The organism is Hydrogenophaga flava NBRC 102514 (genome assembly GCF_001571145.1).
Taxonomy (GTDB): domain Bacteria; phylum Pseudomonadota; class Gammaproteobacteria; order Burkholderiales; family Burkholderiaceae_C; genus Hydrogenophaga; species Hydrogenophaga flava.
This window is the reverse complement of the sequence record NZ_BCTF01000008.1, coordinates 33,695-57,636: the sequence shown is the minus strand read 5'-3', so window position 1 is coordinate 57,636 and position 23,942 is coordinate 33,695. Positions and strand designations below refer to the sequence as shown.

Below are 23,942 nucleotides of genomic sequence, written 5' to 3'. Positions count from 1 at the left end.
ACCAGCTAATGTTTCCCAGAGGGAAACGGAGGTCAGCGGATCAATGAGCGAGACGAACGTCTACGTTGCCTACAAGGGCAACTCGTATCTCTTCGGGGGCAACGCCCCTTACGTCGAAGAGATGTACGAAAAATACCTGGAGAACCCGGGCAGCGTGCCAGACAACTGGCGTGGCTATTTCGATGCCCTGCAGCACGTTCCTGCCGTTGATGGAACCGACGCACGCGACGTTCCCCATCAGCCCGTCATCAACGCATTTGCCGAGCGCGCCAAGCAAGGCGGCACCAAGGTGGTCATGGCCGCTGGCGCCGACTCCGACCTGGGTCGCAAGCGCGTGGCGGTGCAGCAGCTCATTGCCGCCTACCGCAACGGTGGTTGCCGCTGGGCCGACCTAGATCCGCTCAAGCGCACCGAGCGCGAACACATTCCCGAGCTCGATCCGTCGTTCTACGGTTTCACCGACGCGGATTTCGAGACCGTCTTCAACACGAGCAACACCTATTTCGGCAAGGAAGTCATGTCCTTGCGCGACCTCATCAACGCGCTGCGCGAAACCTACTGCAGCAGCGTCGGTGCGGAGTACATGTTCATCAGCGACCAGGCGCAAAAGCGCTGGTGGCAGGAAAAACTGGAGTCGATCCGCTCAAAGCCCTCGTTCAACGCTGAAAAGAAAAAACACATCCTCGACCGCCTGACGGCGTCCGAAGGTCTGGAGCGCTTCCTCCACACCAAGTACGTGGGCCAGAAGCGCTTCTCGCTCGAAGGTGGCGAGAGCTTCATTGCCGCCATGGACGAGCTGATCCAGCAGGCTGGTGCCCTGGGCGTGCAGGAAATCGTGATCGGCATGGCCCACCGTGGTCGCCTGAACGTGCTGGTCAACACCCTGGGCAAGATGCCCAAGGATCTGTTCGCAGAGTTCGATCACACCGCGCCCGAAGAATTGCCGGCCGGTGACGTGAAGTACCACCAGGGCTTCAGTTCCGATGTGACCACCCCCGGCGGGCCGGTCCACCTGTCGCTGGCCTTCAACCCCTCGCACTTGGAAATCGTCAACCCGGTGGTCGAGGGCTCGGTGCGCGCCCGCATGGACCGCCGAGGCGATCCGCTGGGCAAGCAGGTGCTGCCGGTGCTGGTGCACGGTGACGCCGCCTTTGCCGGTCAGGGCGTGAACCAGGAGACCCTGGCGCTGGCTGCGACTCGCGGTTACACCACGGGCGGCACGGTGCACCTGATCATCAACAACCAGATCGGTTTCACCACGTCTGACCCGCGCGATCTGCGTTCCACGCTGTACTGCACAGGCATCGTCAAGGGTGTCGAGTCGCCGGTGCTGCACGTCAATGGTGACGATCCGGAAGCGGTCGTGCTGGCCACCCAGCTGGCGCTGGAGTACCGCATGACCTTCCGCAAGGACGTGGTCGTCGACATCATCTGCTTCCGCAAGCTGGGCCACAACGAGCAGGACACCCCGAGCCTGACCCAGCCGCTGATGTACAAGAAGATCGCCCAGCACCCAGGCACCCGCAAGCTGTACGCCGACAAGCTGGCGGCGCAAGGTCTGGGTGAGTCCCTCGGTGACGACATGGTCAAGGCTTACCGTGCCGCCATGGATGCCGGCAAGCACACGGTCGACCCGGTGCTGACCAACTTCAAGAGCAAGTACTCGGTCGACTGGTCGCCGTTCCTGGGCAAGAAGTGGACCGACCAGGCCGACACCGCGATTCCGCTGGCCGAGTGGAAGCGCCTGGCCGAGAAGATCACGACCATTCCCGCGACCGTCACCCCGCACCAGCTGGTCAAGAAGGTGTACGACGACCGCGCGGCCATGGGTCGTGGCGAGATCAACGTGGACTGGGGCATGGGCGAGCACATGGCCTTTGCATCGCTGGTCGCCTCGGGCTATCCGGTGCGCCTCTCGGGCGAGGACTGCGGTCGTGGCACCTTCACGCACCGTCACGCCGTGATCCACGACCAGAACCGCGAGAAGTGGGACGTGGGCACCTATGTGCCGCTGCAGAACGTGGGTGAGGGCCAGGCACCGTTCGTGGTGATCGACTCCATCCTGTCTGAAGAGGCAGTGTTGGGCTTCGAGTACGGCTACGCCGGCTCTGACCCGAACACGCTGGTGGTCTGGGAAGCCCAGTTCGGCGATTTTGCCAACGGCGCCCAGGTGGTGATCGACCAGTTCATTGCTTCCGGCGAAGTGAAGTGGGGCCGTGCCAATGGCCTGACGCTGATGCTGCCGCACGGCTACGAAGGCCAGGGCCCCGAGCACAGCTCAGCCCGCGTCGAGCGCTTCATGCAGCTGGCGGCCGACACCAACATGCAGCTCTGCCAGCCCACCACGGCCAGCCAGATCTTCCACCTGCTGCGCCGCCAGATGGTGCGCAACCTGCGCAAGCCGCTGGTGATCTTCACGCCCAAGTCCCTGCTGCGCAACAAGGACGCGACCTCCCCGTTGTCCGAATTCACCAAGGGCGGCTTCCAGACCGTGATCCCGGAGCAGAACGAGGCGGTGATCAAGAAGGCCGACAAGGTCAAGCGCGTGATCTGCTGCTCGGGCAAGGTCTACTACGACCTGGTCAAGAAGCGCGAGGAAAAGGGTGCCGACGACGTGGCCATCATCCGCGTCGAACAGCTGTATCCGTTCCCGCACAAGGTCTTCGGCGCCGAACTCAAGAAGTATCCGAACGCCACCGACATCGTGTGGTGCCAGGATGAGCCGCAGAACCAGGGCGCCTGGTTCTTCGTGCAGCACCAGGTGCACGAGAACATGCTCGATGGACAGAAGCTCGGGTACGCCGGTCGTGCGGCCTCGGCCTCGCCGGCCGTTGGTTACGCCCACCTGCACCAAGACCAGCAGAAGGCCCTCATCGAGGCCGCCTTCTCCAAGCTCAAGGGCTTCATCCTCACCAAATAAACGTTCCGGCGTTGTGAGCCCAGCGCCCCGGCACCTTCGTGCCGGGGCAGCCTTTGGGCCACGTCCCTCGAAACATTCCAGGTAGAACAAACATGGCAATCGTAGAAGTCAAGGTTCCGCAGCTCTCTGAATCCGTGGCCGAGGCCACCCTGCTGCAGTGGAAGAAGAAGGCCGGCGAAGCCGTCGCCGCCGATGAGATCCTGATCGAGATCGAGACCGACAAGGTCGTGCTCGAATGCCCGGCGCCCGCCGGTGGCGTGCTGGTCGAGATCGTGCAAGGCGACGGTGCCACCGTGGCCGCCGACCAGGTCATCGCCAGGATCGATACCGCGGCGGTGGCCGGCGCCGCTGCTCCGGCAGCCGCCCCCGCACCGGCGGCCGCAGCGCCCGCACCAGCTGCTGCTGCCTCTGTGGCTGCAGCCACCGCAAGCAAGGCTGGCGTGGCCATGCCCGCCGCTGCCAAGCTGATGGCCGACAACGGCATGGCTCCTGGCTCCGTGGCCGGCACTGGCAAGGACGGGCGCGTCACCAAGGGTGATGTGCTGGCCGCCGCGAGTGCTCCCAAGGCTGCGGTCGCCGCACCGGCCGCCATTCCCACCGGCGCGCCCACCAAGGTGCTGCCGCAGGTGGCGGTGGTCGCTCCCGACCTGGGCGACCGTCCCGAAGAGCGCGTGCCGATGACCCGTCTGCGGGCCCGCGTGGCCGAGCGTCTGCTGCAGTCGCAATCGACCAACGCCATCCTGACCACCTTCAACGAAATCAACATGGCACCGGTCATGGAGATGCGCAAGAAGTTCCAGGAGAAATTCGAGAAGGAGCACGGCGTCAAGCTCGGCTTCATGAGCTTCTTCGTGAAGGCTGCTGTGCATGCCCTCAAGAAGTTCCCGATCCTCAACGCCTCGGTCGATGGCAACGACATCGTCTACCACGGTTACTTCGACATCGGTATCGCCGTCGGTTCGCCGCGCGGTCTGGTGGTGCCCATCCTGCGCAACGCCGACCAGATGAGCTTCGCCGAGATCGAGAAGAAGATCGCCGAGTTCGGCCAGAAGGCCAAGGATGGCAAGCTGGGCATCGACGACATGACCGGTGGCACGTTCTCGATCTCCAACGGCGGTACCTTCGGTTCGATGATGTCCACCCCCATCATCAACCCGCCGCAGTCGGCCATCCTGGGCGTACACGCCACCAAGGACCGCGCCATGGTCGAAAACGGCCAGGTTGTGGTGCGCCCGATGAACTACTTCGCCATGTCCTACGACCACCGCATCATCGACGGCCGCGAAGCCGTGCTGGGCCTGGTGGCCATGAAGGAAGCGCTGGAAGACCCGGCCCGTCTCCTCTTCGACATCTGATCGAACAGTGAAATTGCAGACGCCCCTTCGGGGGCGTTTGTCCAACCCCATTCAGGATAAGAAATCATGTCCCAAGCATTTGACGTCGTCGTGATCGGCGGCGGCCCCGGCGGCTACATTGCGGCCATCCGCGCAGCCCAGCTGGGCTTCAAGGTCGCGTGCATCGACGAGTGGAAGAACGCCGCTGGCGGCCCCGCCCCCGGCGGCACCTGCACCAACGTGGGCTGCATCCCCTCCAAGGCATTGCTGCAATCGTCCGAGCATTTCGAGCACGCCAACCACCATTTCGCCGACCATGGCATCAGCACCGGCAAGGTGACGATGGACGTGGCCAAGATGGTGGGTCGCAAGGACGCTGTCGTGAAGCAGAACAACGACGGCATCCTTTACCTGTTCAAGAAGAACAAGGTGACCTTCTTCCATGGTCGCGGCTCCTTCGTGGCCGCCGCCGATGGTGGCTACCAGATCAAGGTGGCCGGCGCAGCTGAGGAAGTCATCACCGGCAAACAGGTCGTGGTGGCCACCGGCTCCAATGCCCGCGCGCTGCCGGGCGTTCCGTTCGACGAAGAGCACGTCCTGTCCAACGACGGCGCGCTGCGCATCGGCGCAGTGCCCAAGAAGCTGGCCCTGATTGGCTCCGGTGTGATCGGCCTGGAAATGGGCTCGGTCTGGCGCCGCCTGGGCGCTGACGTCACCATCCTCGAAGGTCTGCCGACCTTCCTGGGGGCCGTGGACGAGCAGATCGCCAAGGAAGCCAAGAAGGCCTTCGACAAGCAGGGCCTGAAGATCGAGCTGGGCGTGAAGGTCGGCGAGATCAAGACCGGCAAGAAGGGCGTGAACGTCGCCTACACCAATGCCAAGGGCGAGGCAGTGTCGCTGGACGTGGACAAGCTGATCGTCTCCATCGGCCGCGTGCCCAACACCATCGGCCTGAACGCCGAAGCGGTGGGCCTGCAGCTGGACGAGCGCGGCGCCATCGTGGTTGACGGCGACTGCAAAACCAATCTGCCGGGCGTCTGGGCGGTGGGCGATGTGGTGCGCGGCCCGATGCTGGCGCACAAGGCGGAAGAAGAGGGCGTGGCGGTGGCCGAGCGCATGGCTGGCCAGCACGGTCACGTCAACTTCAACACCATCCCCTGGGTGATCTACACCAGCCCGGAAATCGCCTGGGTCGGCCGCACCGAGCAGCAGCTCAAAGCCGATGGCGTGGCGTACAAGGCCGGCACGTTCCCGTTCCTGGCCAACGGTCGCGCGCGCGCACTGGGCGACACGACCGGCATGGTCAAGTTCCTGGCCGACGCCAAGACGGACGAGATCCTGGGCGTGCACATCGTGGGTCCGATGGCGTCCGAGCTGATCTCCGAGGCCGTGGTGGCCATGGAGTTCAAGGCCAGCGCCGAAGACATCGCCCGCATCTGCCACGCGCACCCCTCGCTGTCGGAAGCGACCAAGGAAGCCGCGCTGGCGGTGGACAAGCGCACCCTGAACTTCTGATCCGGTCTAGCCCTTGTCGGTCCGCGCCACCTACGAAGCCGAGCTCAAGCAGCGCGGCTACACCACCGATCCCGCCCAGCAGCGTGCCGTCGACGCTCTGGAGCGGTGTGCCGTCGACTGGACGAACTACAAGCAGAAGCGCTCCAACGCGCTGAAGAAGATGTTCGTCAAGCCCGAGATCCCGCGCGGGGTCTACATGTTCGGCGGGGTGGGGCGCGGCAAGAGTTTCCTGATGGACTGCTTCTTCAACGCAGTCCCGATCCGGCGCAAGACGCGGTTGCACTTCCATGAATTCATGCGGGAAGTGCGCCGCGAGTTGCGCGACCTGCAAGGAACGGTCAACCCGCTGGATGAGCTGGGACGGCGCATTGCCGAGCGCTACAAGCTGATCTGCTTCGATGAGTTCCACGTGGCGGACGTGACCGACGCCATGATCCTGCACCGCCTGCTGGACGCCTTGTTCAAGGCAGGCGTGGGCTTTGTCACCACCTCCAACTTCCACCCGGACGGGTTGTATCCCAACGGTCTGCACCGTGACCGCATCCTGCCGGCCATCGAGCTGCTCAAGCAGAAGCTGGAGGTGATCAATGTCGACAACGGCACCGACTACCGCCAGCGCACCCTGACGCACATCGAGCTCTATCACTGTCCGTTGGGTGAGGCGGCTGATGCGGCGATGGACAAGACATTCGGCGAACTGGCCGAGGCGCACGACGAAGACCCGGTGATGCACATCGAGTCACGCGAGATCCGTTCCAAGCGACGGGCGGGTGGCGTGATCTGGTTCGACTTCAAGACTCTTTGCGGCGGCCCTCGCTCACAGAACGACTACCTGGAAATCGCCTCGCAGTTTCATACGCTGCTGCTGTCCAATGTGCCGCAGATGGCGGTGCGCCAGGCGTCGGAAGCGCGCCGGTTCACCTGGCTGATCGACGTGCTGTACGACCGCCGCGTCAAGCTGGTGATGTCCGCCGCAGTGCGGCCCGAGCAGCTCTACACCGATGGCCCGATGGCGCACGAGTTCCCCAGGACGGTTTCGCGCCTGGGTGAGATGCAGTCGGCCGAATACCTGGCGCTGGAGCACCGGACGGTCGACACCGGGTTGACCTGAGATGTCCGTGCCGCCCCTGCCTGGGGGCTGCGCTGATCAGGTCAGCGGGTCGAGCTTGACGATGGTGAGCGAGAGGTTGTCACCAGAGCCCTTGGCCCGTGAACGGGCCTTCTGAATCAGGAACTCGCAGGCCTCGCGGGGAGAGAGCATGGCCACCGTGCTGGCGAGTTCGTCGGGCGTGAAGTAGTGCCACACGCCGTCGCTGCAGGCCATGATCGCGTCGCCGGGTCCCAGTTGCGGCACCACATGCAGGTCCACCGGGGGATCGCTGTCGGTGCCCAGGCAACCCATCAGGATGTTGGAGTGCGGGTGGTCCAGCGCCTCTTCCTCGGTGATCTCGCCCTGGTTGACCAGCGACTGCACATAGGAGTGGTCCATGGTGCGGAACACCATCTTGCCGTTGCGGAAGTGGTAGATCCGTGAGTCACCCGCATGCACCCAGTGGCTGCTGCCACCCGGGGTGAGCAGAAACGCGGCAATCGTGCTGTGCGGCTCCTGCTCGGCCGACACGGCGGTGAGCTTGATGACGAGGTGCGACTCCTCAACCACCTGGCGCAGCATGGCAGCGGCGTCGTCGGTGTCCGGGTCGTAGCGCTCGAACAGCTGGCGCGAGGTCAGCATCACCTGATCCGACGCTTTTCGTCCTCCGCTTCGGCCACCCATGCCATCCGCCACCACCGCCAGCAGGCAACCGCTTTCGCGGGGATGGTGCAGCAGACAGACCTGATCCTGCTGGTAGTCACGGTCACCCCGATGGATGCCTGTTGACGCATGGATGCGATAGCCTTTGGTCATGGGAGAGGGTCTTTTGGAGCGGGCGGGCTGCCCACACTGGTCCGCATGGTAACCACTAATTTCCAGCCCACTGCTGCTGGCAGTGTGGCGTCACCAGAGCTTCCACCACGGCTTGCCACCGGAGCTCTGCGTGCGACCGAGGTAGGCGCTGTTCGGGAAGCTGGATTGAAGCACCCGCTTGGCGTCGTCACGCAACTGGGTCATTCCGAGCGCGTCGTAGCTGCTCACGAGAATGGCCAGGGCTTCTTCCAGGGCGGGCGCCTTGGGGTAGTCGGTGATGGCGGTTTGCGCGCGGTTGATGGCCGCGAGGTACGCACCACGGCTCATGTAGTAGCGGGCCACATGCACTTCCGACTGCGCCAGCGAGTTGACGATGTGGGTCATGCGCGCCCGGGCATCCGGTGCATAACGCGAGTCGGGGAACCGGGTGGCCACCTCGCGCAGGGCCTCGAACGACTCCTTGGCCGCTTTCTGGTCGCGTTCAGAGAGGTCCTGCTGGACGAGTGAGCCAAGAAGACCGAGGTTTTCGTTGAACGTCACCAAGCCCTTGAGGTAGAGCGCATAGTCCAGCGCAGGGCTGGCCGGGTGCAGGCGCAGAAAGCGCTCGATGGTGGCCAGTGCCTGGGCCTGCTCGCCAGACTTGTACTGCGTGTAGGCCTTTTCAAGCTGTGCCTGCTGGGCCAGAGGCGTGCCAGCCGCGCGACCTTCGAGCTTCTCGTACAGGCCGATGGCCTTTTCGTAGTTGCCCGCGTTGCGCTCGTCCATCGCCTCGCTGTGGATCTTGTTGGGGCTCCAGTCCTTGGTCGGGTCCACGGGAGTGGAGCTGCAGCCCGAGAAGCTCAGCGCGGCGGCTACGGCACACAGGGGCACGACCGATAATCTCGAACGAGGAATCACACGCTTACCTTCACAACTGGAACACCGGATTGGCTGCAGAAATTATATCGACGGGGGGGGTGAACGGCCCCGGTGTGAGCGAGGCCGAAATCGACGCCACCGATGTGCTCGCGGACACCGAGGTGCGCGACCTCACTGTGCCTGCAGACATGCACGGTTGGCGCATCGACAAGGCGCTGGCCACCCTGGTGCCCGAGCTTTCGAGGTCGTACCTCCAGCAACTGATGGTGGAGGGCGCGGTGTCGCTGAATGGGCGGCTGGCCGCCAAGCCCTCGGCGCGCGTGGCGGCGGGCGGTCGGCTCCGCGTCGAGCTGCGGCCTACGCAGCAGGCCATGGCCTTTGTGGCCCAGCCCATGGCGTTGGACATCGTGTACGAGGACGAGGACCTGCTGGTGATCTGCAAGCCGGTGGGACTGGTGGTTCATCCAGCCGCCGGCAACTGGAGCGGCACGCTGCTCAATGGTTTGCTGGCCCATCACGTGGGCGCGGCCAGTTTGCCACGCGCCGGCATCGTGCATCGGCTGGACAAGGACACCTCCGGGCTGATGCTTGTGGGCAAGAGCCGTCGTGCAGTGGATGGCCTGGTGCGGGCGATTGCTGCGCGCGAGGTACAGCGCGAGTACCTGGCCATCGGTCAGGGCCGTTGGCGGCGAGACGAGTCTTGTGAGGTCGATCAGCCGGTGGGGCGCGACCCGGCCAATCGCCTGCGTATGGCCGTTTTGCGCAAAGACAGTACTGCGGGCAAGCCGGCTCGCACGACCTTCAGGGTGATGGATACCGTCGATCAGGCGTGCCTGGTGGCTTGCAAGCTTCACACCGGCCGAACGCACCAGATCCGGGTGCACATGGCCTGGCTCGGTCATCCCCTGGTGGGCGATGCGCTGTATGGTGGTCGCGTGGCGTGGGGCATGCAGCGGCAGGCGTTGCACGCAGCGCGCTTGCGTCTAACTCATCCGGTGACGGGTGGCGAGCTGGGTTTCTCCGGTGTGGTACCCGCCGATTTTCGGGCCACCTTGGACGCAGCGGGGCTCCGTTACAATGAGGGTGATCTGTAGACGCGGTTCCAGCAGCCCTCAGGGCCTCTGAAGCGCCGCGTCAAATCCCCGATTCCTGTAGCACTCGGTCAGTCCTGCGCGACGCCCGCTGCCGCTGTTGCGGCTTGGTCAGGACCCCCACTATTCATATTCAGGCACCACCGATGAACACTTCGGATGCCCGGCGCGTCGTCGAGACGGCCCTGATCTGTGCGCCCCAGCCCTTGTCCGTGAGGGAACTGGGCGTGCTGTTCGATGGAGAGCTGTCGGCCGACACGCTCAAAACCCTGCTGTCGGACCTGCAGGCCGAATGGACCGGTCGCGGCGTGGAGTTGGTACAGGTCGCTTCTGGTTGGCGCTTCCAGAGCCGTCCCGAGTTGCGACCTTTCCTGGACCGGTTGCGCCCCGAGAAGCCGCCCAAGTACACGCGAGCGGCCATGGAGACGCTGGCGATCATTGCCTACCGGCAACCCGTGACGCGAGGCGACATGGAGGACATCCGGGGCGTGACCATCAACTCCCTGATCCTCAAGCAGCTGGAAGACCGGGGCTGGATCGAGGTCATCGGCCATCGGGAAACCGTCGGGCGGCCTGCGCTGTTTGCCACGACACGCCAGTTTCTGGACGACCTTGGCCTGTCGTCGCTTGATCAGCTGCCGCCGCTGGACAGCAGCGAGGTTCAGGAGTCCGCTCTGGGACGGCTGGACTTTGACGCCTTGGGCAGCAGCACCGCGGAGCCGGCGGGCGAGCCCGTTGAATCCCAGACATCCGAACTTTTTCAGGAACAGCATGAACATGGTGCCCCCCCGACAGCCGAATGAGACCCCTCCGGACGACGCTCAGGCTGCTTCGCCTGCAGGGTCTGTGCCCGCGTCCGGGCCCGCCGCGGCCCCGGTTTCAGGCGACATGGCCTTTGATGATGTGGTCAGCGGGGCGTTTGACGCCGTGCAGGAGCAGGACCTGCCCCTGCCTTCCAGGCGCGTGCTGCAGCCTGAGGCCGACTCTCCCAAACTCCACAAGGTGCTGGCGCAGGCGGGGCTGGGCTCGCGGCTGGAGATGGAGCAGCTGATTCTGGAGGGGCGCATCTCCGTCAATGGGGAGCCGGCTCACATTGGTCAGCGCATCCAGTTCGGGGACACCATCAAGGTCAATGGCAAGCCGGTGCGTGTTCGCATCGCGCCGCCTCCGCCGCGGGTGCTCGCCTATCACAAACCCGCTGGCGAAGTGGTGACACACGACGACCCGCAGAACCGGCCCACGGTGTTTCGTCGTCTGCCGCGGCTGCAGACCGGCAAGTGGCAGTCCGTGGGACGTCTGGACCTCAACACGGAGGGGTTGCTGCTGCTCACCAACTCTGGTGAGCTGGCCAACCGGCTGATGCATCCCCGGTTTGGATTGCAGCGGGAATACGCCGTGCGCGTGCTGGGTGCGTTGTCCTCTGAAGAAAAGCAGCGCCTTCTCGATGGGGTGAGGCTCGACGACGGGATGGCCCAGTTTGCGTCCATCGAGGATGGTGGGGGTGAGGGTGCCAATTGCTGGTACCGGGTGACCATCGCCGAGGGGCGCAACCGCGAGGTGCGCCGGATGTTCGAGGCGGTGGGGCATGCCGTCAGCCGCCTGATCCGCATCCGCTACGGCGCCATGATGCTTCCGCGCGGGCTCAAACGAGGTGTCTGGCTCGAACTGGACCATCGGGACATCGAGCGCCTGACCACGGCGGCCGGCATGCCGCAAAGTGGCGAGGGCCCAGCTTCTGCCCGCAACACCGGTGGGCGTGGCCGGCATTTCGGGCAGGGCCCCCGACCCGACGGGAAAGGTGGCGGCGCGCGCGCCGGCACTTCCTTTGCCAAGGACGGCAAGCCTGGAGGGGCCGGTGCCAGGGGCTTTGGAAAGAGTCCTGGCAAGGGGCCCGGCAAAGGCGCTGGGGCGGGTGGACAACCGGACCCCATGAAAACCTCGTATGGGTACATCGGGCAGGACTCGCTGCAACGGCGCAGGGAGCGTGATGAGGCGCGCGACAAAATGCCGCAGAAGGGCCGAAAGCCGGGGCGTTCCGGCGGGCGTTGAGCCCGGCGCGCTCTTGAGGGCATCGGGTGTGTGTTGACATAGGTGCGATGTAGAATCAAAGGCTTTGCCGCAAGGCGCACGATTTCTATTTCATAACCTGCTCCAAGGACCATCATGGCCATCGAACGCACCCTCTCCATCATCAAGCCCGACGCCGTCGCCAAGAACGTCATCGGCCAGATCTACGCCCGTTTCGAAGCGGCTGGCCTGAAGGTTGTGGCCGCCCGGATGGCTCACCTGTCGCAGCGCGAAGCCGAGCAGTTCTATGCCGTGCACAAGGAGCGTCCTTTCTTCAAGGACCTGGTGGGCTTCATGATCTCCGGTCCCGTGATGATCCAGGTCCTGGAAGGCGAAGGCGCCATCCTCAAGAACCGTGACCTGATGGGCGCCACCGACCCCAAGAAGGCCGCCGCCGGCACCATCCGTGCCGACTTCGCCGACAGCATCGACGCCAACGCCGTGCACGGCTCCGACGCCCCCGAAACCGCTGCCGTGGAAGTGGCCTTCTTCTTCCCCGGCATGAACGTCTACTCGCGCTGATTGCGGGCTGACCATGCCATCATGACGGTCAACCTGCTCGATTTCGATCTCGAGGGCCTGACCGCCTTTTGCGAACAGCTGGGCGAAAAGCGCTTCCGCGCCGTCCAGCTGTTTCGCTGGATTCACCAGAAGGGTGCGTCGCGTTTTGACGAGATGAGCGATCTCGCCAAGAGCCTGCGCGAAAAGCTCCCATCGGTCTGCTCCATCTCCGGGCTTCCTGTGCTCTCGCGGCAGGACTCGGCCGACGGCACCATCAAGTGGCTGTTCGATGTGGGCGACGGCAATGCCGTCGAGACCGTGTTCATTCCCGAAGACGACCGAGGCACGCTGTGCGTGTCCTCACAGGCGGGTTGTGCCGTGGGCTGCCGCTTCTGCTCCACTGGTCATCAGGGCTTTTCCCGCAATCTGACCACTGGCGAAATCCTCGCCCAGCTTTGGCATGCCGAGCACTTCCTGCGTCAGCACCTGAAGTCGTCCGAGCGTGTGGTCACCAACGTGGTGATGATGGGCATGGGCGAGCCCTTGCAGAACTACAGCGCGCTTGTGCCTGCGTTGAGGGTGATGCTGGACGACCATGGTTACGGGCTTTCGAGGCGCCGCGTTACGGTATCGACCTCGGGCGTGGTACCCATGATCGACCGTCTGGCCAAGGACTGCCCAGTGGCGCTTGCAGTGTCGCTTCATGCGCCCAACGACCAGTTACGCGATGTTCTCGTGCCCATCAACCGCAAGTACCCGATTGCCGAACTGCTGGACGCCTGCCTGCGCTATCTGCCTGCCGCGCCGCGCGACTTCATAACGTTCGAGTACTGCATGCTGGACGGGGTCAATGACCAACCCGAACACGCCGAGCAATTGCTGGACCTGGTGCGGCATCACGGCGGTCGGGGTGTGCCGTGCAAATTCAACCTGATACCCTTCAACCCGTTTCCCGACTCCGGCCTGAAGTGTTCGCCGCGCCCGGTGGTGCAGGCGTTTGCCAGGATCCTCAGCGAGGCCGGCATCGTGACCACTGTGCGAAAGACGCGTGGTGACGACATCGATGCGGCCTGCGGCCAGCTGGCTGGAGACGTGATGGACCGAACCCAGGTCGCCAGGCGGATCGCTTCGGCCCAACCCATCCGATTTGTGCACCTAGCCAAGGAATGACAGGCATGACCGATTTCAGCGCGCGATCAGAAATTCTGCCCGGACCGACCCAGCAGGTCGGTCGGTCTGTATGGCTGGTTCGTGCTCTGGGGATGCTCCTGCTGCTGGGGGTCATGTTGTGGCTGGGCGGCTGTGCTGCCACATCCGCTTCCGCAGCCAACAATGCCAGCACCAACGCGGGTACAGGCACCGAGCCCATCACCGAATCGGATGAGCCGGAAGGCCGCAAGCGGGCAAGGCTCCGGCTGGAGCTCGCGGCGGGTTACTTCGAGCAGGGGCAGACCTCGGTGGCCCTCGACCAGATCAAGCAGGCCCTTGCAGCCGACGCCAGCTTCGGACCTGCCTACTCGCTGCGCGGGCTGGTGTACATGCGGCTGAACGAGCAGGCGCCGGCTGAAGAAAGCTTCCGCCGCGCGCTCCAGATCAATCCGCGCGACGCCGACGCCATGCACAACTACGGCGTGTTTCTTTGTCAGCGGCAGCGGTACGCCGAGGGCGTGCAACTGTTCCGCAGCGCGTTGTCCAACCCTCTGTACGTCAACCAGGCCAAGACCCTGATGATGCAGGGCACCTGCCAGTTGCGCATGGGGCAGGCCGCCGAGGCGGAGGCCAGCTTCGCGCGGTCGTACGAACTCGATCCGGCCAATCCCTTCGTGGGATACAACCTCGCGAATCTGGAATATCTCAGGGGCGAATTCACCAAGGCGCAGTTTGTGATCCGTCGCATCAACAACTCTGAACAGGCCAACTCCGAAACGCTCTGGCTCGGTATCAAGATCGAGCGCAGGCTCAACAACGTCCAGGTGGTCGAGCAACTGGCCCAGCAACTGCAGCGCCGCTTCCCCCGTTCCAAGGAGTGGGCGTCCTATCAGCGAGGGGCTTTCAATGAGTGAGGCGTCCATGTCCCAGGATGTGGCCTGGATGCGGCCGGTGCTGCTGCAGCAATCGAGAGAGGCGGCCGGCCTGCACATTGCCGCGCTGGCGGCAGCGCTCAAGGTGCCTGTCAAAAAACTGGAGGCGCTGGAGGCCGGCCGGTATGAAGAGTTGCCCGATCTGACATTTGCCAGAGCGCTTGCGTCCAGCGCCTGCCGGCATCTGAAGATCGACCCGGGGCCGGTGCTGGAACAGATTCCTTTCGGTCGCACACCCGCGCTCGGCGATACGCCGAACACCATCAACGCACCCTTCAAACCTGCCCAGGAGGGAGCGACCACCCCCGCTGTCGAATGGCTGCGGCGGCCTGCTGTGCTGGCGTCGCTCCTGCTGGTGCTGGCCGCCGCGGGTCTGTTGCTGGCGCCTGATTGGGGGCCAACGATCGATCAGTTCCGGCAAGCGGCACCGTCTGCAGCGGTCGACGCTTCGGAGCGGGTGGAGCCTGGACCAGAGGTATCGTTGCCCCCTCCCGCGGCAGCGACTGCCGAAACCTCTTCTGACGGATCGCAGACTGTTGTCACACCGACGGAACCGGCGACAGGAGCGAACCCTGCTGCGGCACCGGTGCCGGTGCCCGCTGCAGCGGCCGCCCCCGCGGATGTCGCTGACGCGGTGCTATTGCGCATCCAGGCTGTCGGTGCTTCGTGGGTCGAGGTGGTGGATGGCAAGGGCGTATCCCAGGTGCAGCGCATGCTCAAACCCGGCGATTCGCTGGACTTTTCCGCTTCACCGCCGTACTCGGTGGTGGTCGGCCGGGCCGACGCAGTCCAGGTGACGGTGCGAGGCCAGAGCTTTGATGTGATGCCGCTTGCACGCAACAGCGTGGCGCGCTTCCAGGTGAAATGACCATGCTCACAGCAACCCTTCCTGATCGAGTAAGCCCTGCCGAGCCACAGCCCATCGCCGTCAGCGCACCGCGTGTGCGGCACAGCCGTCCCGGCGTGGTGAGGTGGGGTGACCACGAGGTAACCGTTGGCGGCGGTGCACCCGTGCGCGTGCAGTCCATGACCAACACCGACACCGCCGATGCCATCGGGACCGCCATTCAGGTCAAGGAGCTGGCACTGGCCGGTTCCGAGCTGGTGCGTATCACGGTGAACAACGATGAGGCGGCGCAGGCCGTGCCGCACATCCGGGAACAGCTGGACCGGATGGGCATTCATGTGCCGCTGATCGGTGACTTTCATTACAACGGCCACCGCCTGCTGACCGACCACCCGGCCTGTGCCGAGGCTTTGTCCAAGTACCGGATCAATCCGGGCAACGTGGGGCGCGGTGACAAGGGCGACCGGCAGTTCGCACAGATGGTCGAGATTGCCGCTCGCCACGACAAGGCGATCCGCATCGGAGTCAACTGGGGCAGCCTGGACCAGGACCTGCTGGCTCGGCTGATGGACGACAACGCCCAACGGGCCGAACCCTGGGATGCGCGCCAGGTCATGTACGAGGCGCTGATCACCTCTGCCCTGGACTCCGCGCGCCGTGCCGAAGAGATCGGCCTGAGCCCCGCCAACATCATGCTGTCCTGCAAGGTGTCGGGGGTCCAGGACCTGATCGCGGTCTACCAGGAGCTGGCGCGCCGCACCGACCACGTTCTGCACCTCGGTCTGACCGAGGCGGGCATGGGGGCGAAAGGCACTGTGGCTTCCACCGCGGCGCTGTCGGTGCTGCTGCAGCAGGGCATCGGCGACACCATCCGTGTGTCGCTCACTCCGCAGCCCGGTGAGGCACGGACCCAGGAGGTCGTGGTGGCCTCCGAGATTCTTCAGGCGCTGGGCCTGCGCACGTTCGTGCCCAGTGTCACTGCCTGTCCTGGTTGCGGCCGCACCACCAGCACCACCTTCCAGGAACTGGCCAAGCAAATCGACGATTTCCTGCGGGCTTCGATGCCGGTATGGCGCGCACGTTACCCGGGCGTGGAAAGCATGAAGGTCGCGGTGATGGGCTGCATCGTCAACGGTCCGGGCGAGAGCAAGCACGCCGATATCGGCATCAGCCTGCCGGGAACCGGTGAGGCGCCTGCGGCGCCGGTGTTCATCGACGGCCAGAAGGCGATGACCTTGCGCGGCGAGGCCATCGCCACCGAGTTCCAGCAGATCGTCGAAAACTACATCCAGAAGCGGTTCGGCGCCACAGCCTGAGCCGACGGCGGCACGTGCCGCCCCACATTGCGAAGCAGATCCATGGCAGAGAAACTGAGCGCCGTCAAAGGCATGAACGACATTGCACCTCCCGTGTCCGCGCACTGGGAGTGGCTTGAAGACACACTGCGGTCGCTGATGCGCCGCTACGGCTATCGCAACGTGCGCACCCCGATTGTGGAGCCGACGGCCCTGTTCATCCGGGGGCTGGGGGAAGTGACCGACATCGTCGAGAAGGAGATGTACTCCTTCGAAGACCGCCTCAATGGCGAGCAGCTGACCCTGCGCCCGGAAAACACGGCAGGTGTGGTACGCGCCGCGGTCGAGCACTCGATGCTCTATGACGGTGGCAAGCGCCTGTATTACATGGGCCCGATGTTCCGTCACGAGCGCCCCCAGCGCGGGCGTTACCGGCAGTTCCACCAGTTCGGTGCCGAGGCGCTCGGGTTTGCCGGGCCCGATGTGGACGTGGAGCTGATCGTGATGGCCTGCGACCTGTGGGCCGAGCTGGGTCTGGAGGGCATCGAGCTGGAGATCAACAGCCTCGGGCAGCCGGCCGAACGCCTGGCCCACCGGCAGGCGCTCATCAGCTACCTGGAAAAACATGCCGACCTGCTGGATGAGGATGCGCGACGCCGCCTGCACAGCAATCCGCTGCGCATCCTGGACACCAAAAACCCGTCCATGCAGGCCATGGTGAACGGGGCTCCTCACCTCATGGCTTTTCTCGGCGCCGAGTCGCTGGACCATTTCAACCGCCTGCGGGCGCTGCTGGATGCCCAGGGCATCGCCTATCGGATCAACCCGCGCCTGGTGCGCGGCATGGACTACTACAACCTCTCGGTGTTCGAGTTCGTGACCACCCAGCTCGGCTCGCAGGGCACGGTGTGTGCTGGCGGTCGCTACGACGGGTTGTTCGAGCAGATCGGTGGCAAACCGGCACCAGCGGTCGGTTGGGCGCTGGGCATGGAACGCATCCTGGAACTGCTCAAGGAGCAGGGCCGGTTGCCCGAGCCTGTGGCGCCGGATGCCTATGCGGTGATTCCGGATGGCGCGGCCCTGTCGGTCGCGATGCCGCTGCTGCGCCAGCTGCGCGCACAGGGTGTGTCGGTCGCGATGCACGCCGGTGGCGCCGAGGGCATGGGCAGTATGAAGTCACAGTTCAAGAAGGCCGACGCGAGTGGCGCGCGCTATGCGCTTGTGTTCGGCGCCCAGGAACTGGAGCAGGGCATGGTGGCGGTCAAACCCCTGCGTGGCGACCGGGCCGCCGAGAGCGGGCAGCAGCTGCAGCCACTGGCTGCGGTGGCCGCCTGGGGGCAGGGACTGCGCGGGTTCTGACAAGCGTCTGGCCTGCCACCCCACCACCTACAATCCGTCGACTTCAACCAAACAACAGCCATGGCTACTCATTTAGACCTTGAAGAGCAGGAACAGATCGACCAGCTCAAGCACTTCTGGGCGCAGTACGGCAATCTGATCACCTGGTCACTGATCGTGGTGCTCGGCGGGTTCGCTGCCTGGAATGGCTGGAACTGGTGGCAGCGCAGCCAGTCGATCAAGGCGGCGACGCTGTACGACGAGATTGAACGCGCCGCCGATGCGCGCGACGCCGACAAGATCGAACGTGCGCTCGCTGATATGAAGGACAAGTTCGGCGGAACCAGTTTCGCAGCCCAGGGGGCGATGCTCGCTGCTCAGAGCCTTTTCGAAGCCGGCAAGGCTGACGCGGCGAAGGCGGCATTGTCCTGGGTTGCCGACAGTGGCTCCGATGATTCCTACAAGGCGGTGGCCCGTTTGCGACTTGCGGGCGTGCACCTGCAGGCCCAGGCCTACGACGAGGCGCTGAAGGTGCTGGAAGCGCCGATGCCCGAGCCCTACGCAGCGCTTGCCGCCGACCGCCGGGGCGATGTGCTGATGGCGCAGGGCAAGGCCGACGAAGCCAAGGCACAGTACCAGAAGGCGTGGGACGCCATGAACGAACGCACCGAGTATCGGCAGCTGGTCCAGGTCAAGCTGGCGGCACTGGGCGTGAACGTGGTGCCATCTCCGGCAGGTGGGGTGGCGCAGTGAAGCCCGTGGCCCGGGGTTCTGTCCTCACGATGAAGCGCTTGGCGGCGGCAGCTGCTCTGGTGGTGCTTGCGGCATGCTCATCTGGGCCGGCCAAGGTCAAGCCGGCAGAGCTGCCGCCACCAGCGAACCGGGCATCGGCACAACTGATCTGGTCCACCCAGGTGGGTGCATCGGCGCTCACGCTGGCGCCCTTCGCCCATCAGGGGCGGGTCTACTTGGCGGGTGGGTCCGGTACGGTGGCGGTGGTCGATGCCACGTCCGGTCGGGACGTCTGGAGAATGAATCTCAACACGCCGTTGTCGACGGGCGCTGGCAGCGATGGAGATGTGGCTGCCGTGGTGACTCAGGGACACCAGCTCGTGGCCATGGCGGAGGGGCGGGAGCTCTGGCGGGCGCAGCTTCCCGCAGCTTCCTACACGTCACCGCTGGTCGCGGGCCAGCGGGTGTTTGTCCTGACGGCCGACCGCAGTGTGCTGGCGTTCGATGGCCGCACCGGTGCGAAGTTGTGGACGCAGACCCGACCAGGCGAGCCTCTGGTGCTTCGGCAGGGCGGGGTCCTGCTGGCTGTCGGAGACACCCTGGTCGCCGGGCTGTCAGGTCGACTGGTGGGTTTGAACCCAGACAACGGGACGCCCCGGTGGGACGTGCCGGTTGCCAACTCCCGCGGCACCAACGAGGTTGAGCGTCTCGTGGACCTCGTCGGACCTGTGAGCCGCCAGGGGTCTAGCGTCTGCGCGCGCGCGTACAACTCTGCGGTGGCCTGCGTGGACACCGATACCGGCCGCTCCGTATGGAACAAGGCCGCACAGGGTGTGGTGGGTATACACGGTGATGCACAGTGGGTCGCCGGGACCGAAGCGGACGGTCGGGTGCTGGTGTGGCAACGGACCAATGGGGAAAAAGGCTGGGAACTGGATCGGTTGAAGTTCCGGGATCTGACGGCCCCGTTGGTTCTTGGCAGGCTGTTGGTGGTGGGAGACCAGTCCGGCCAGGTGCACCTGCTGTCGACGTCGGATGGCAGTGAGCTTACCCGTCTCAGCACCGATGGTTCGGCCGTGCTTGCCCAGCCGGTGCTGTCTGGTCCTGCTCTGGTGGTCCAGACGCGCAACGGCGGCGTGTTTGCCTGGCGCTCGCAATAAATTTTCCCTTCGCCCTCAGGGCGAGCTGATCGAAAGTACCTGTTCGTGAAACCCGTTATAGCCTTGGTGGGGCGGCCCAATGTGGGCAAATCCACCCTGTTCAACCGGTTGACCGGTACCCGTGACGCCATCGTGGCCGACTTTGCGGGGCTGACGCGCGACCGCCACTACGGCAACGGGCATCTGGGCAAGCGCGAGTACATCGTCATCGATACCGGGGGCTTCGAGCCCGATGCCAGCGAGGGCATCTATCGTGAGATGGCCAAGCAGACCCGCCAGGCGGTGGCGGAATCCGACGTGGTGCTGTTCGTGGTTGACGCGCGCGCCGGACTGAGCGCTCAGGACCATGAAATCGCCCAGTACCTTCGCCGCCTCGGCAAACCTACCATCCTGGTGGCGAACAAGGCGGAAGGCATGACACAGGGCGTGCAGCTGGCCGAGTTCTTCGAGCTCGGGCTGGGGGAAGTGCTCCCGGTGTCGAGTGCCCACGGGCAGGGTGTGCGAGGAATGCTGGAGAAGGCCTTGGATGCCATTCCAGGGTTCTCTGAGGACGACGAGGATGCAGCGGAACCGGTGGAGGGCGTGATCCGGCTGGCGGTGGCTGGGCGGCCCAATGTCGGCAAGTCGACCCTGATCAACGTCTGGCTGGGCGAAGAACGTCTGGTGGCTTTCGACCTTCCTGGAACCACGCGCGACGCGATTTCCGTGCCGCTCGAGCGCGACGGCAAGAAGTTCGAACTGATCGACACCGCCGGATTGCGCCGCAAGGGCAAGGTGTTTGAGGCGATCGAGAAGTTTTCGGTCGTCAAGACCCTGCAGGCCATCGAAAATGCCCATGTGGTGCTGCTGCTGCTCGATGCGACGCAGGGAGTGACCGATCAGGACGCCCACATCGCCGGTTACATCCTAGAAAGCGGACGTGCGGTGGTGCTGGCCATCAACAAATGGGACGCGGTGGACAGCTACCAGCGTGAGCAGATCGAGCGGCAGATCGAAACCCGGCTGGCGTTTCTCAAGTTTGCTTCCCTGCACCTGATTTCGGCGCGCAAGCGCCAGGGGCTTGGCCCGGTCTGGAGGTCCATCGTGCAGGCTCAGGCTTCGGCCATGCGCAAGATGCCGACGCCCATGCTGACCCGTCTGCTCCAGGAGGCGGTGGCCTTTCAGTCGCCTCAGAAGGTGGGCATGTACCGGCCCAAAATGCGCTACGCCCACCAAGGCGGCATGAATCCGCCTGTGATCGTGATTCACGGCAACTCGCTGGAACACGTGCCTGACGCCTACAAGCGCTTTCTGGAAGGGCGCTTCCGCAAGGCGTTCGATCTGGTCGGAACGCCCCTGCGGATCGAATTCAAGACATCCGACAATCCCTTCAAGGAATAGGCCCGCTTGGGCGTCTTCCTGCCCGCGCCACCGGTGTGGTATGGTGCGGCTCCTTATCCACTTCATTTTTGAACACGGAGCATATCGTGAGCAATAACAAAGGCCAGCTCTTGCAAGACCCCTTCCTGAACCAGCTGCGTCGGGAGCATGTGCCCGTCTCCATCTACCTGGTGAACGGGATCAAGCTGCAGGGCCAGATCGAATCGTTCGACCAGTATGTCGTTTTGCTTCGAAACACCGTGACCCAGATGGTGTACAAGCACGCGATCTCCACCATCGTCCCGGGTCGTCCTGTCCAGTTCTCCGCCGTCGGTGCGGACGAATCGTCCGGCTCTTGATCCCCTCGGGTACCACCGCGCCGGCGCATCCGTCGGTTGTTCTTGTGGGGGTGGACTTCGGTCTGCCCCATTTTGATCACTCGCTCGAAGAGCTTGGTCTGCTGGCCAAGACGGCCGGCTTTGCTGTGGCTGATCGTGTCACCTGCAAGCGCAAGGCGCCCGATCCCGCGTTGTTCGTCGGTTCAGGCAAGGCGGAAGAAATCAGGATGCTCGCGCAGGCCACTGGTGCAAGCGAGGTTCTGTTCGACCAGGCCCTGAGTCCGGCCCAGCAGCGCAACCTCGAGAGGGCTCTGGGTCTGCCAGTCAATGACCGGACCCTGCTGATCCTTCAAATCTTTGCGCAGCGCGCCCGCAGCCACGAAGGCAAGCTCCAGGTGGAGCTGGCGCGTCTCCAGTACCTCTCGACACGTCTGGTCCGGCGCTGGACCCACCTGGAGCGCCAGAGTGGCGGTATTGGCATGCGCGGCGGTCCGGGTGAAACGCAGATCGAACTGGACCGCCGGATGATTGCCGACGCCATCAAGCGGACCAAGGACCGGCTTGAGAAAGTCAAGAAGCAGCGCGCCACCCAGCGCCGTCGGCGGGAGCGGCGCGACGCGTTTGCGATCTCGCTGGTGGGCTACACCAACGCTGGCAAGTCCTCGCTGTTCAATGCGCTTGTCAAGGCGCGCGCCTACGCCGCCGACCAGTTGTTCGCCACACTGGACACAACCACCCGGCAGCTGTATCTCGGTGAAGCGGGACGGTCGGTGTCGCTATCCGACACGGTGGGGTTCATTCGCGATCTGCCACACGGATTGGTGGACGCCTTTGCCGCAACGCTGCAGGAAGCGGCCGATGCGGATCTGTTGCTGCATGTGGTGGATGCATCCAACCCATCTCACTTGGAACAGATCGCCTCGGTGCAGGGCGTCCTGCAGGAGATCGGGGCGAGCGAGGTGCCACAGATACTGGTCTTCAACAAGCTTGATGCCATGGATCCCGCCAACACGCCGCGTGTGCTGCAGGACACTATGGAACTCGATGGCCACAGCGTGCCTCGTATCTTCGTGAGTGCGCTGGCGGGCACCGGCTTGCCTGAGTTGAGGGCCTTGCTGGCGTCGATCGTGCTGGAGCGTGCCGGTGACGGTGAGCCATCCGGGGAAGATGCCCCCTCCAATGATCCGGCGCCCTGATTGGGCACAATGTGGTTTTGATCCGAAACAAGAGTTGACCATCCATGAATGTGAATATGGAATCTCCCTCCGGCGGTCCTGGTGCCGGGATCCGTCAGGGTTGGCGGGCGAGGCTGCTGGGTGTGTTCAACCTGAACGACCCCCGTTGGGGTAGAGGGGATGAGCCCCAGCGCGGTGACTCCGAACCCAAGCCGGGTGAAAAAGACGACTTCCAGCCTCGTGGGCAACGTCCCCAGGGTCCCAATCAGGGGCCGCCGGACCTCGATGAACTGTGGCGCGACTTCAACCGCAAGCTGGGTGGTTTGCTGGGTGGGAAAGGCGGCGGGAATCGCGGTGGAAACGGTGGAGGCACGCCGGGCTTCAGCCCCAGCCCCAAGTCGGCGGGTATCGGCGCGGGCCTGGTCGGTCTCGTGGCGTTGCTGATTTGGCTTGGTACGGGCTTCTTCATCGTGCAGGAAGGCCAGCAGGCGGTCATCACGCGTTTCGGTAAGTACAGCAACACAGTGGGAGCGGGTATCAGCTGGCGCATGCCGTACCCGATCGAGCGCCATGAGACCGTGGCGGTGACCCAGTTGCGTTCCGTGGACGTGGGGCGTGACGCCATCGTGCCCGCCACCGGTCTGCGCGAGTCGTCCATGCTGACCGCCGACGAAAACATCGTCGACATCAAGCTGGTCGTGCAGTTCCGCCTCAGCGATGCCCGGGCCTACCTGTTCGAAAGCCGTGATCCGGAGTCTGCAGTGGTGAAGGCTGCTGAAACCGCGGTTCGCGAGGTGGTCGGCAAGATGAAGATGGATGCAGCCTTGGTCGAAGAGCGCGATCAGATCGCTCCGAGGGTGCGAACGCTGATGCAGACCATCCTGGATCGTTACAAGGTGGGCGTTGTGGTCGAGGGCGTCAACCTGACGCATGTGAGGCCTCCCGAGCAGGTGCAGGCGGCGTTTGACGACGTGCTCAAGGCCAGTCAGGAGCGCGACCGCGCCAAAAATGAAGCCCAGGCCTACGCCAATGACGTGGTGCCAAGGGCCCGCGGCGCGGCCTCCCGCCTGGCCGCAGAGGCTGAAGGTTACCGGGCGCGCATCGTCGGCCAGGCCGACGGTGATGCCCAGCGTTTCCGCGCGGTGCTGGCGGAGTATCAGAAGGCGCCCCAGGTGACCCGCGACCGCATGTACCTCGACGCCATGTCCGACATCTATTCGAGCGTCACCAAGGTGATGGTCGACAGCAAGGCTGGCTCGAACCTGTTGTACCTGCCACTGGACAAGTTGATGCAGCAGGCCGCTCAGTCGCCCGCAGCCTCTTCTGCGGCAACGCCTCCCGTGACCAGCTCGCCGGCCCCGGCGCCTGCCACTACGAACAACAGCAATGCCCGCTCGCGTGAGCGTGAGAGCCGCTGAAGCAAGA

At 64.5% G+C, this 23,942-nt stretch carries 21 protein-coding genes; 19 read left to right on the top strand and 2 right to left on the bottom strand.

Annotated features, from left to right (window positions below; translation table 11 throughout):
• Window positions 1-43: 43 nt before the first annotated feature.
• The 4 genes from HFL01S_RS08845 (at window position 44) to zapE (ending at window position 6,880) form a co-directional block, all read left to right on the top strand.
• The gene (locus HFL01S_RS08845) at window positions 44-2,920 is read left to right on the top strand and encodes a 2-oxoglutarate dehydrogenase E1 component (RefSeq protein WP_066257510.1); all 2,877 of its coding nucleotides are present in this window, start codon (window positions 44-46) and stop codon (window positions 2,918-2,920) included.
• A gap of 92 nt (window positions 2,921-3,012) precedes the next feature.
• Complete coding sequence (gene odhB, locus HFL01S_RS08840) at window positions 3,013-4,275, top strand: 2-oxoglutarate dehydrogenase complex dihydrolipoyllysine-residue succinyltransferase (RefSeq protein ID WP_066257508.1); 1,263 nt, start codon at window positions 3,013-3,015, stop codon at window positions 4,273-4,275.
• A gap of 66 nt (window positions 4,276-4,341) precedes the next feature.
• Window positions 4,342-5,769 (top strand): dihydrolipoyl dehydrogenase, encoded by a 1,428-nt coding sequence (lpdA, locus tag HFL01S_RS08835; RefSeq protein WP_066257506.1) that lies wholly within the window; start codon window positions 4,342-4,344, stop codon window positions 5,767-5,769.
• 13 nt (window positions 5,770-5,782) lie between these two features.
• Window positions 5,783-6,880: a cell division protein ZapE gene (gene zapE, locus HFL01S_RS08830; protein ID WP_066257504.1), complete on the top strand. Its 1,098-nt coding sequence runs from the start codon at window positions 5,783-5,785 to the stop codon at window positions 6,878-6,880.
• Window positions 6,881-6,916: 36 nt separating this feature from the next.
• Here zapE and HFL01S_RS08825 read toward each other — a convergent pair whose 3' ends face one another.
• Both HFL01S_RS08825 and HFL01S_RS08820 read right to left on the bottom strand, forming a co-directional pair.
• Window positions 6,917-7,675, bottom strand: a complete 759-nt coding sequence (locus HFL01S_RS08825) for a PP2C family protein-serine/threonine phosphatase (protein WP_066257503.1) — start codon at window positions 7,673-7,675, stop codon at window positions 6,917-6,919.
• A gap of 90 nt (window positions 7,676-7,765) precedes the next feature.
• Window positions 7,766-8,569 (bottom strand): outer membrane protein assembly factor BamD, encoded by an 804-nt coding sequence (locus tag HFL01S_RS08820; RefSeq protein WP_066257738.1) that lies wholly within the window; start codon window positions 8,567-8,569, stop codon window positions 7,766-7,768.
• A 77-nt stretch (window positions 8,570-8,646) separates the two neighbouring features.
• Here HFL01S_RS08820 and HFL01S_RS08815 point away from each other — a divergent pair, with 77 nt between their 5' ends.
• The 15 genes from HFL01S_RS08815 to hflK all read left to right on the top strand — a co-directional run bounded on the left by HFL01S_RS08815 (window position 8,647) and on the right by hflK (window position 23,935).
• Window positions 8,647-9,627, top strand: a complete 981-nt coding sequence (locus HFL01S_RS08815) for an RluA family pseudouridine synthase (protein ID WP_245644764.1) — start codon at window positions 8,647-8,649, stop codon at window positions 9,625-9,627.
• 143 nt (window positions 9,628-9,770) lie between these two features.
• On the top strand, window positions 9,771-10,427 hold the full coding sequence (scpB, locus tag HFL01S_RS08810) for an SMC-Scp complex subunit ScpB (protein WP_084383174.1): 657 nt from the start codon (window positions 9,771-9,773) through the stop codon (window positions 10,425-10,427).
• A complete protein-coding gene (locus HFL01S_RS08805) occupies window positions 10,396-11,673 on the top strand; it encodes a pseudouridine synthase (protein WP_084383173.1) in 1,278 nt (425 codons plus the stop codon). Before scpB ends, HFL01S_RS08805 begins: the two co-directional genes overlap by 32 nt.
• Before the next feature lie 114 nt (window positions 11,674-11,787).
• Window positions 11,788-12,213 (top strand): nucleoside-diphosphate kinase, encoded by a 426-nt coding sequence (gene ndk / locus HFL01S_RS08800; protein WP_066257501.1) that lies wholly within the window; start codon window positions 11,788-11,790, stop codon window positions 12,211-12,213.
• A gap of 21 nt (window positions 12,214-12,234) precedes the next feature.
• On the top strand, window positions 12,235-13,362 hold the full coding sequence (gene rlmN / locus HFL01S_RS08795; protein WP_066257732.1) for a dual-specificity RNA methyltransferase RlmN: 1,128 nt from the start codon (window positions 12,235-12,237) through the stop codon (window positions 13,360-13,362).
• A 5-nt stretch (window positions 13,363-13,367) separates the two neighbouring features.
• Window positions 13,368-14,255, top strand: a complete 888-nt coding sequence (gene pilW, locus HFL01S_RS08790) for a type IV pilus biogenesis/stability protein PilW (RefSeq protein ID WP_066257499.1) — start codon at window positions 13,368-13,370, stop codon at window positions 14,253-14,255.
• 7 nt (window positions 14,256-14,262) lie between these two features.
• Window positions 14,263-15,141, top strand: coding sequence for a RodZ domain-containing protein (locus HFL01S_RS08785; RefSeq protein ID WP_066257497.1), 879 nt, complete (start codon window positions 14,263-14,265; stop codon window positions 15,139-15,141).
• A gap of 2 nt (window positions 15,142-15,143) precedes the next feature.
• A complete protein-coding gene (ispG, locus tag HFL01S_RS08780) occupies window positions 15,144-16,436 on the top strand; it encodes a flavodoxin-dependent (E)-4-hydroxy-3-methylbut-2-enyl-diphosphate synthase (RefSeq protein WP_084383171.1) in 1,293 nt (430 codons plus the stop codon).
• 42 nt (window positions 16,437-16,478) lie between these two features.
• Window positions 16,479-17,774 carry a histidine--tRNA ligase gene (gene hisS, locus HFL01S_RS08775; RefSeq protein WP_066257494.1) on the top strand — a complete coding sequence of 432 codons (1,296 nt, stop codon included), beginning with the start codon at window positions 16,479-16,481 and terminating at the stop codon, window positions 17,772-17,774.
• 60 nt (window positions 17,775-17,834) lie between these two features.
• Window positions 17,835-18,506 carry a YfgM family protein gene (locus HFL01S_RS08770; RefSeq protein ID WP_066257493.1) on the top strand — a complete coding sequence of 224 codons (672 nt, stop codon included), beginning with the start codon at window positions 17,835-17,837 and terminating at the stop codon, window positions 18,504-18,506.
• Between the two features lie 29 nt (window positions 18,507-18,535).
• Complete coding sequence (gene bamB / locus HFL01S_RS08765) at window positions 18,536-19,645, top strand: outer membrane protein assembly factor BamB (RefSeq protein ID WP_066257492.1); 1,110 nt, start codon at window positions 18,536-18,538, stop codon at window positions 19,643-19,645.
• A gap of 45 nt (window positions 19,646-19,690) precedes the next feature.
• Complete coding sequence (gene der, locus HFL01S_RS08760; protein WP_066257490.1) at window positions 19,691-21,025, top strand: ribosome biogenesis GTPase Der; 1,335 nt, start codon at window positions 19,691-19,693, stop codon at window positions 21,023-21,025.
• 86 nt (window positions 21,026-21,111) lie between these two features.
• Window positions 21,112-21,363, top strand: a complete 252-nt coding sequence (hfq, locus tag HFL01S_RS08755; protein WP_066154195.1) for an RNA chaperone Hfq — start codon at window positions 21,112-21,114, stop codon at window positions 21,361-21,363.
• Entirely contained in the window at window positions 21,360-22,538 is a 1,179-nt protein-coding gene (hflX, locus tag HFL01S_RS08750; RefSeq protein ID WP_500778579.1) for a GTPase HflX, read from the top strand. Before hfq ends, hflX begins: the two co-directional genes overlap by 4 nt.
• 56 nt (window positions 22,539-22,594) lie before the next feature.
• Window positions 22,595-23,935 (top strand): FtsH protease activity modulator HflK, encoded by a 1,341-nt coding sequence (gene hflK, locus HFL01S_RS08745; protein ID WP_066257485.1) that lies wholly within the window; start codon window positions 22,595-22,597, stop codon window positions 23,933-23,935.
• Window positions 23,936-23,942: the final 7 nt, after the last annotated feature.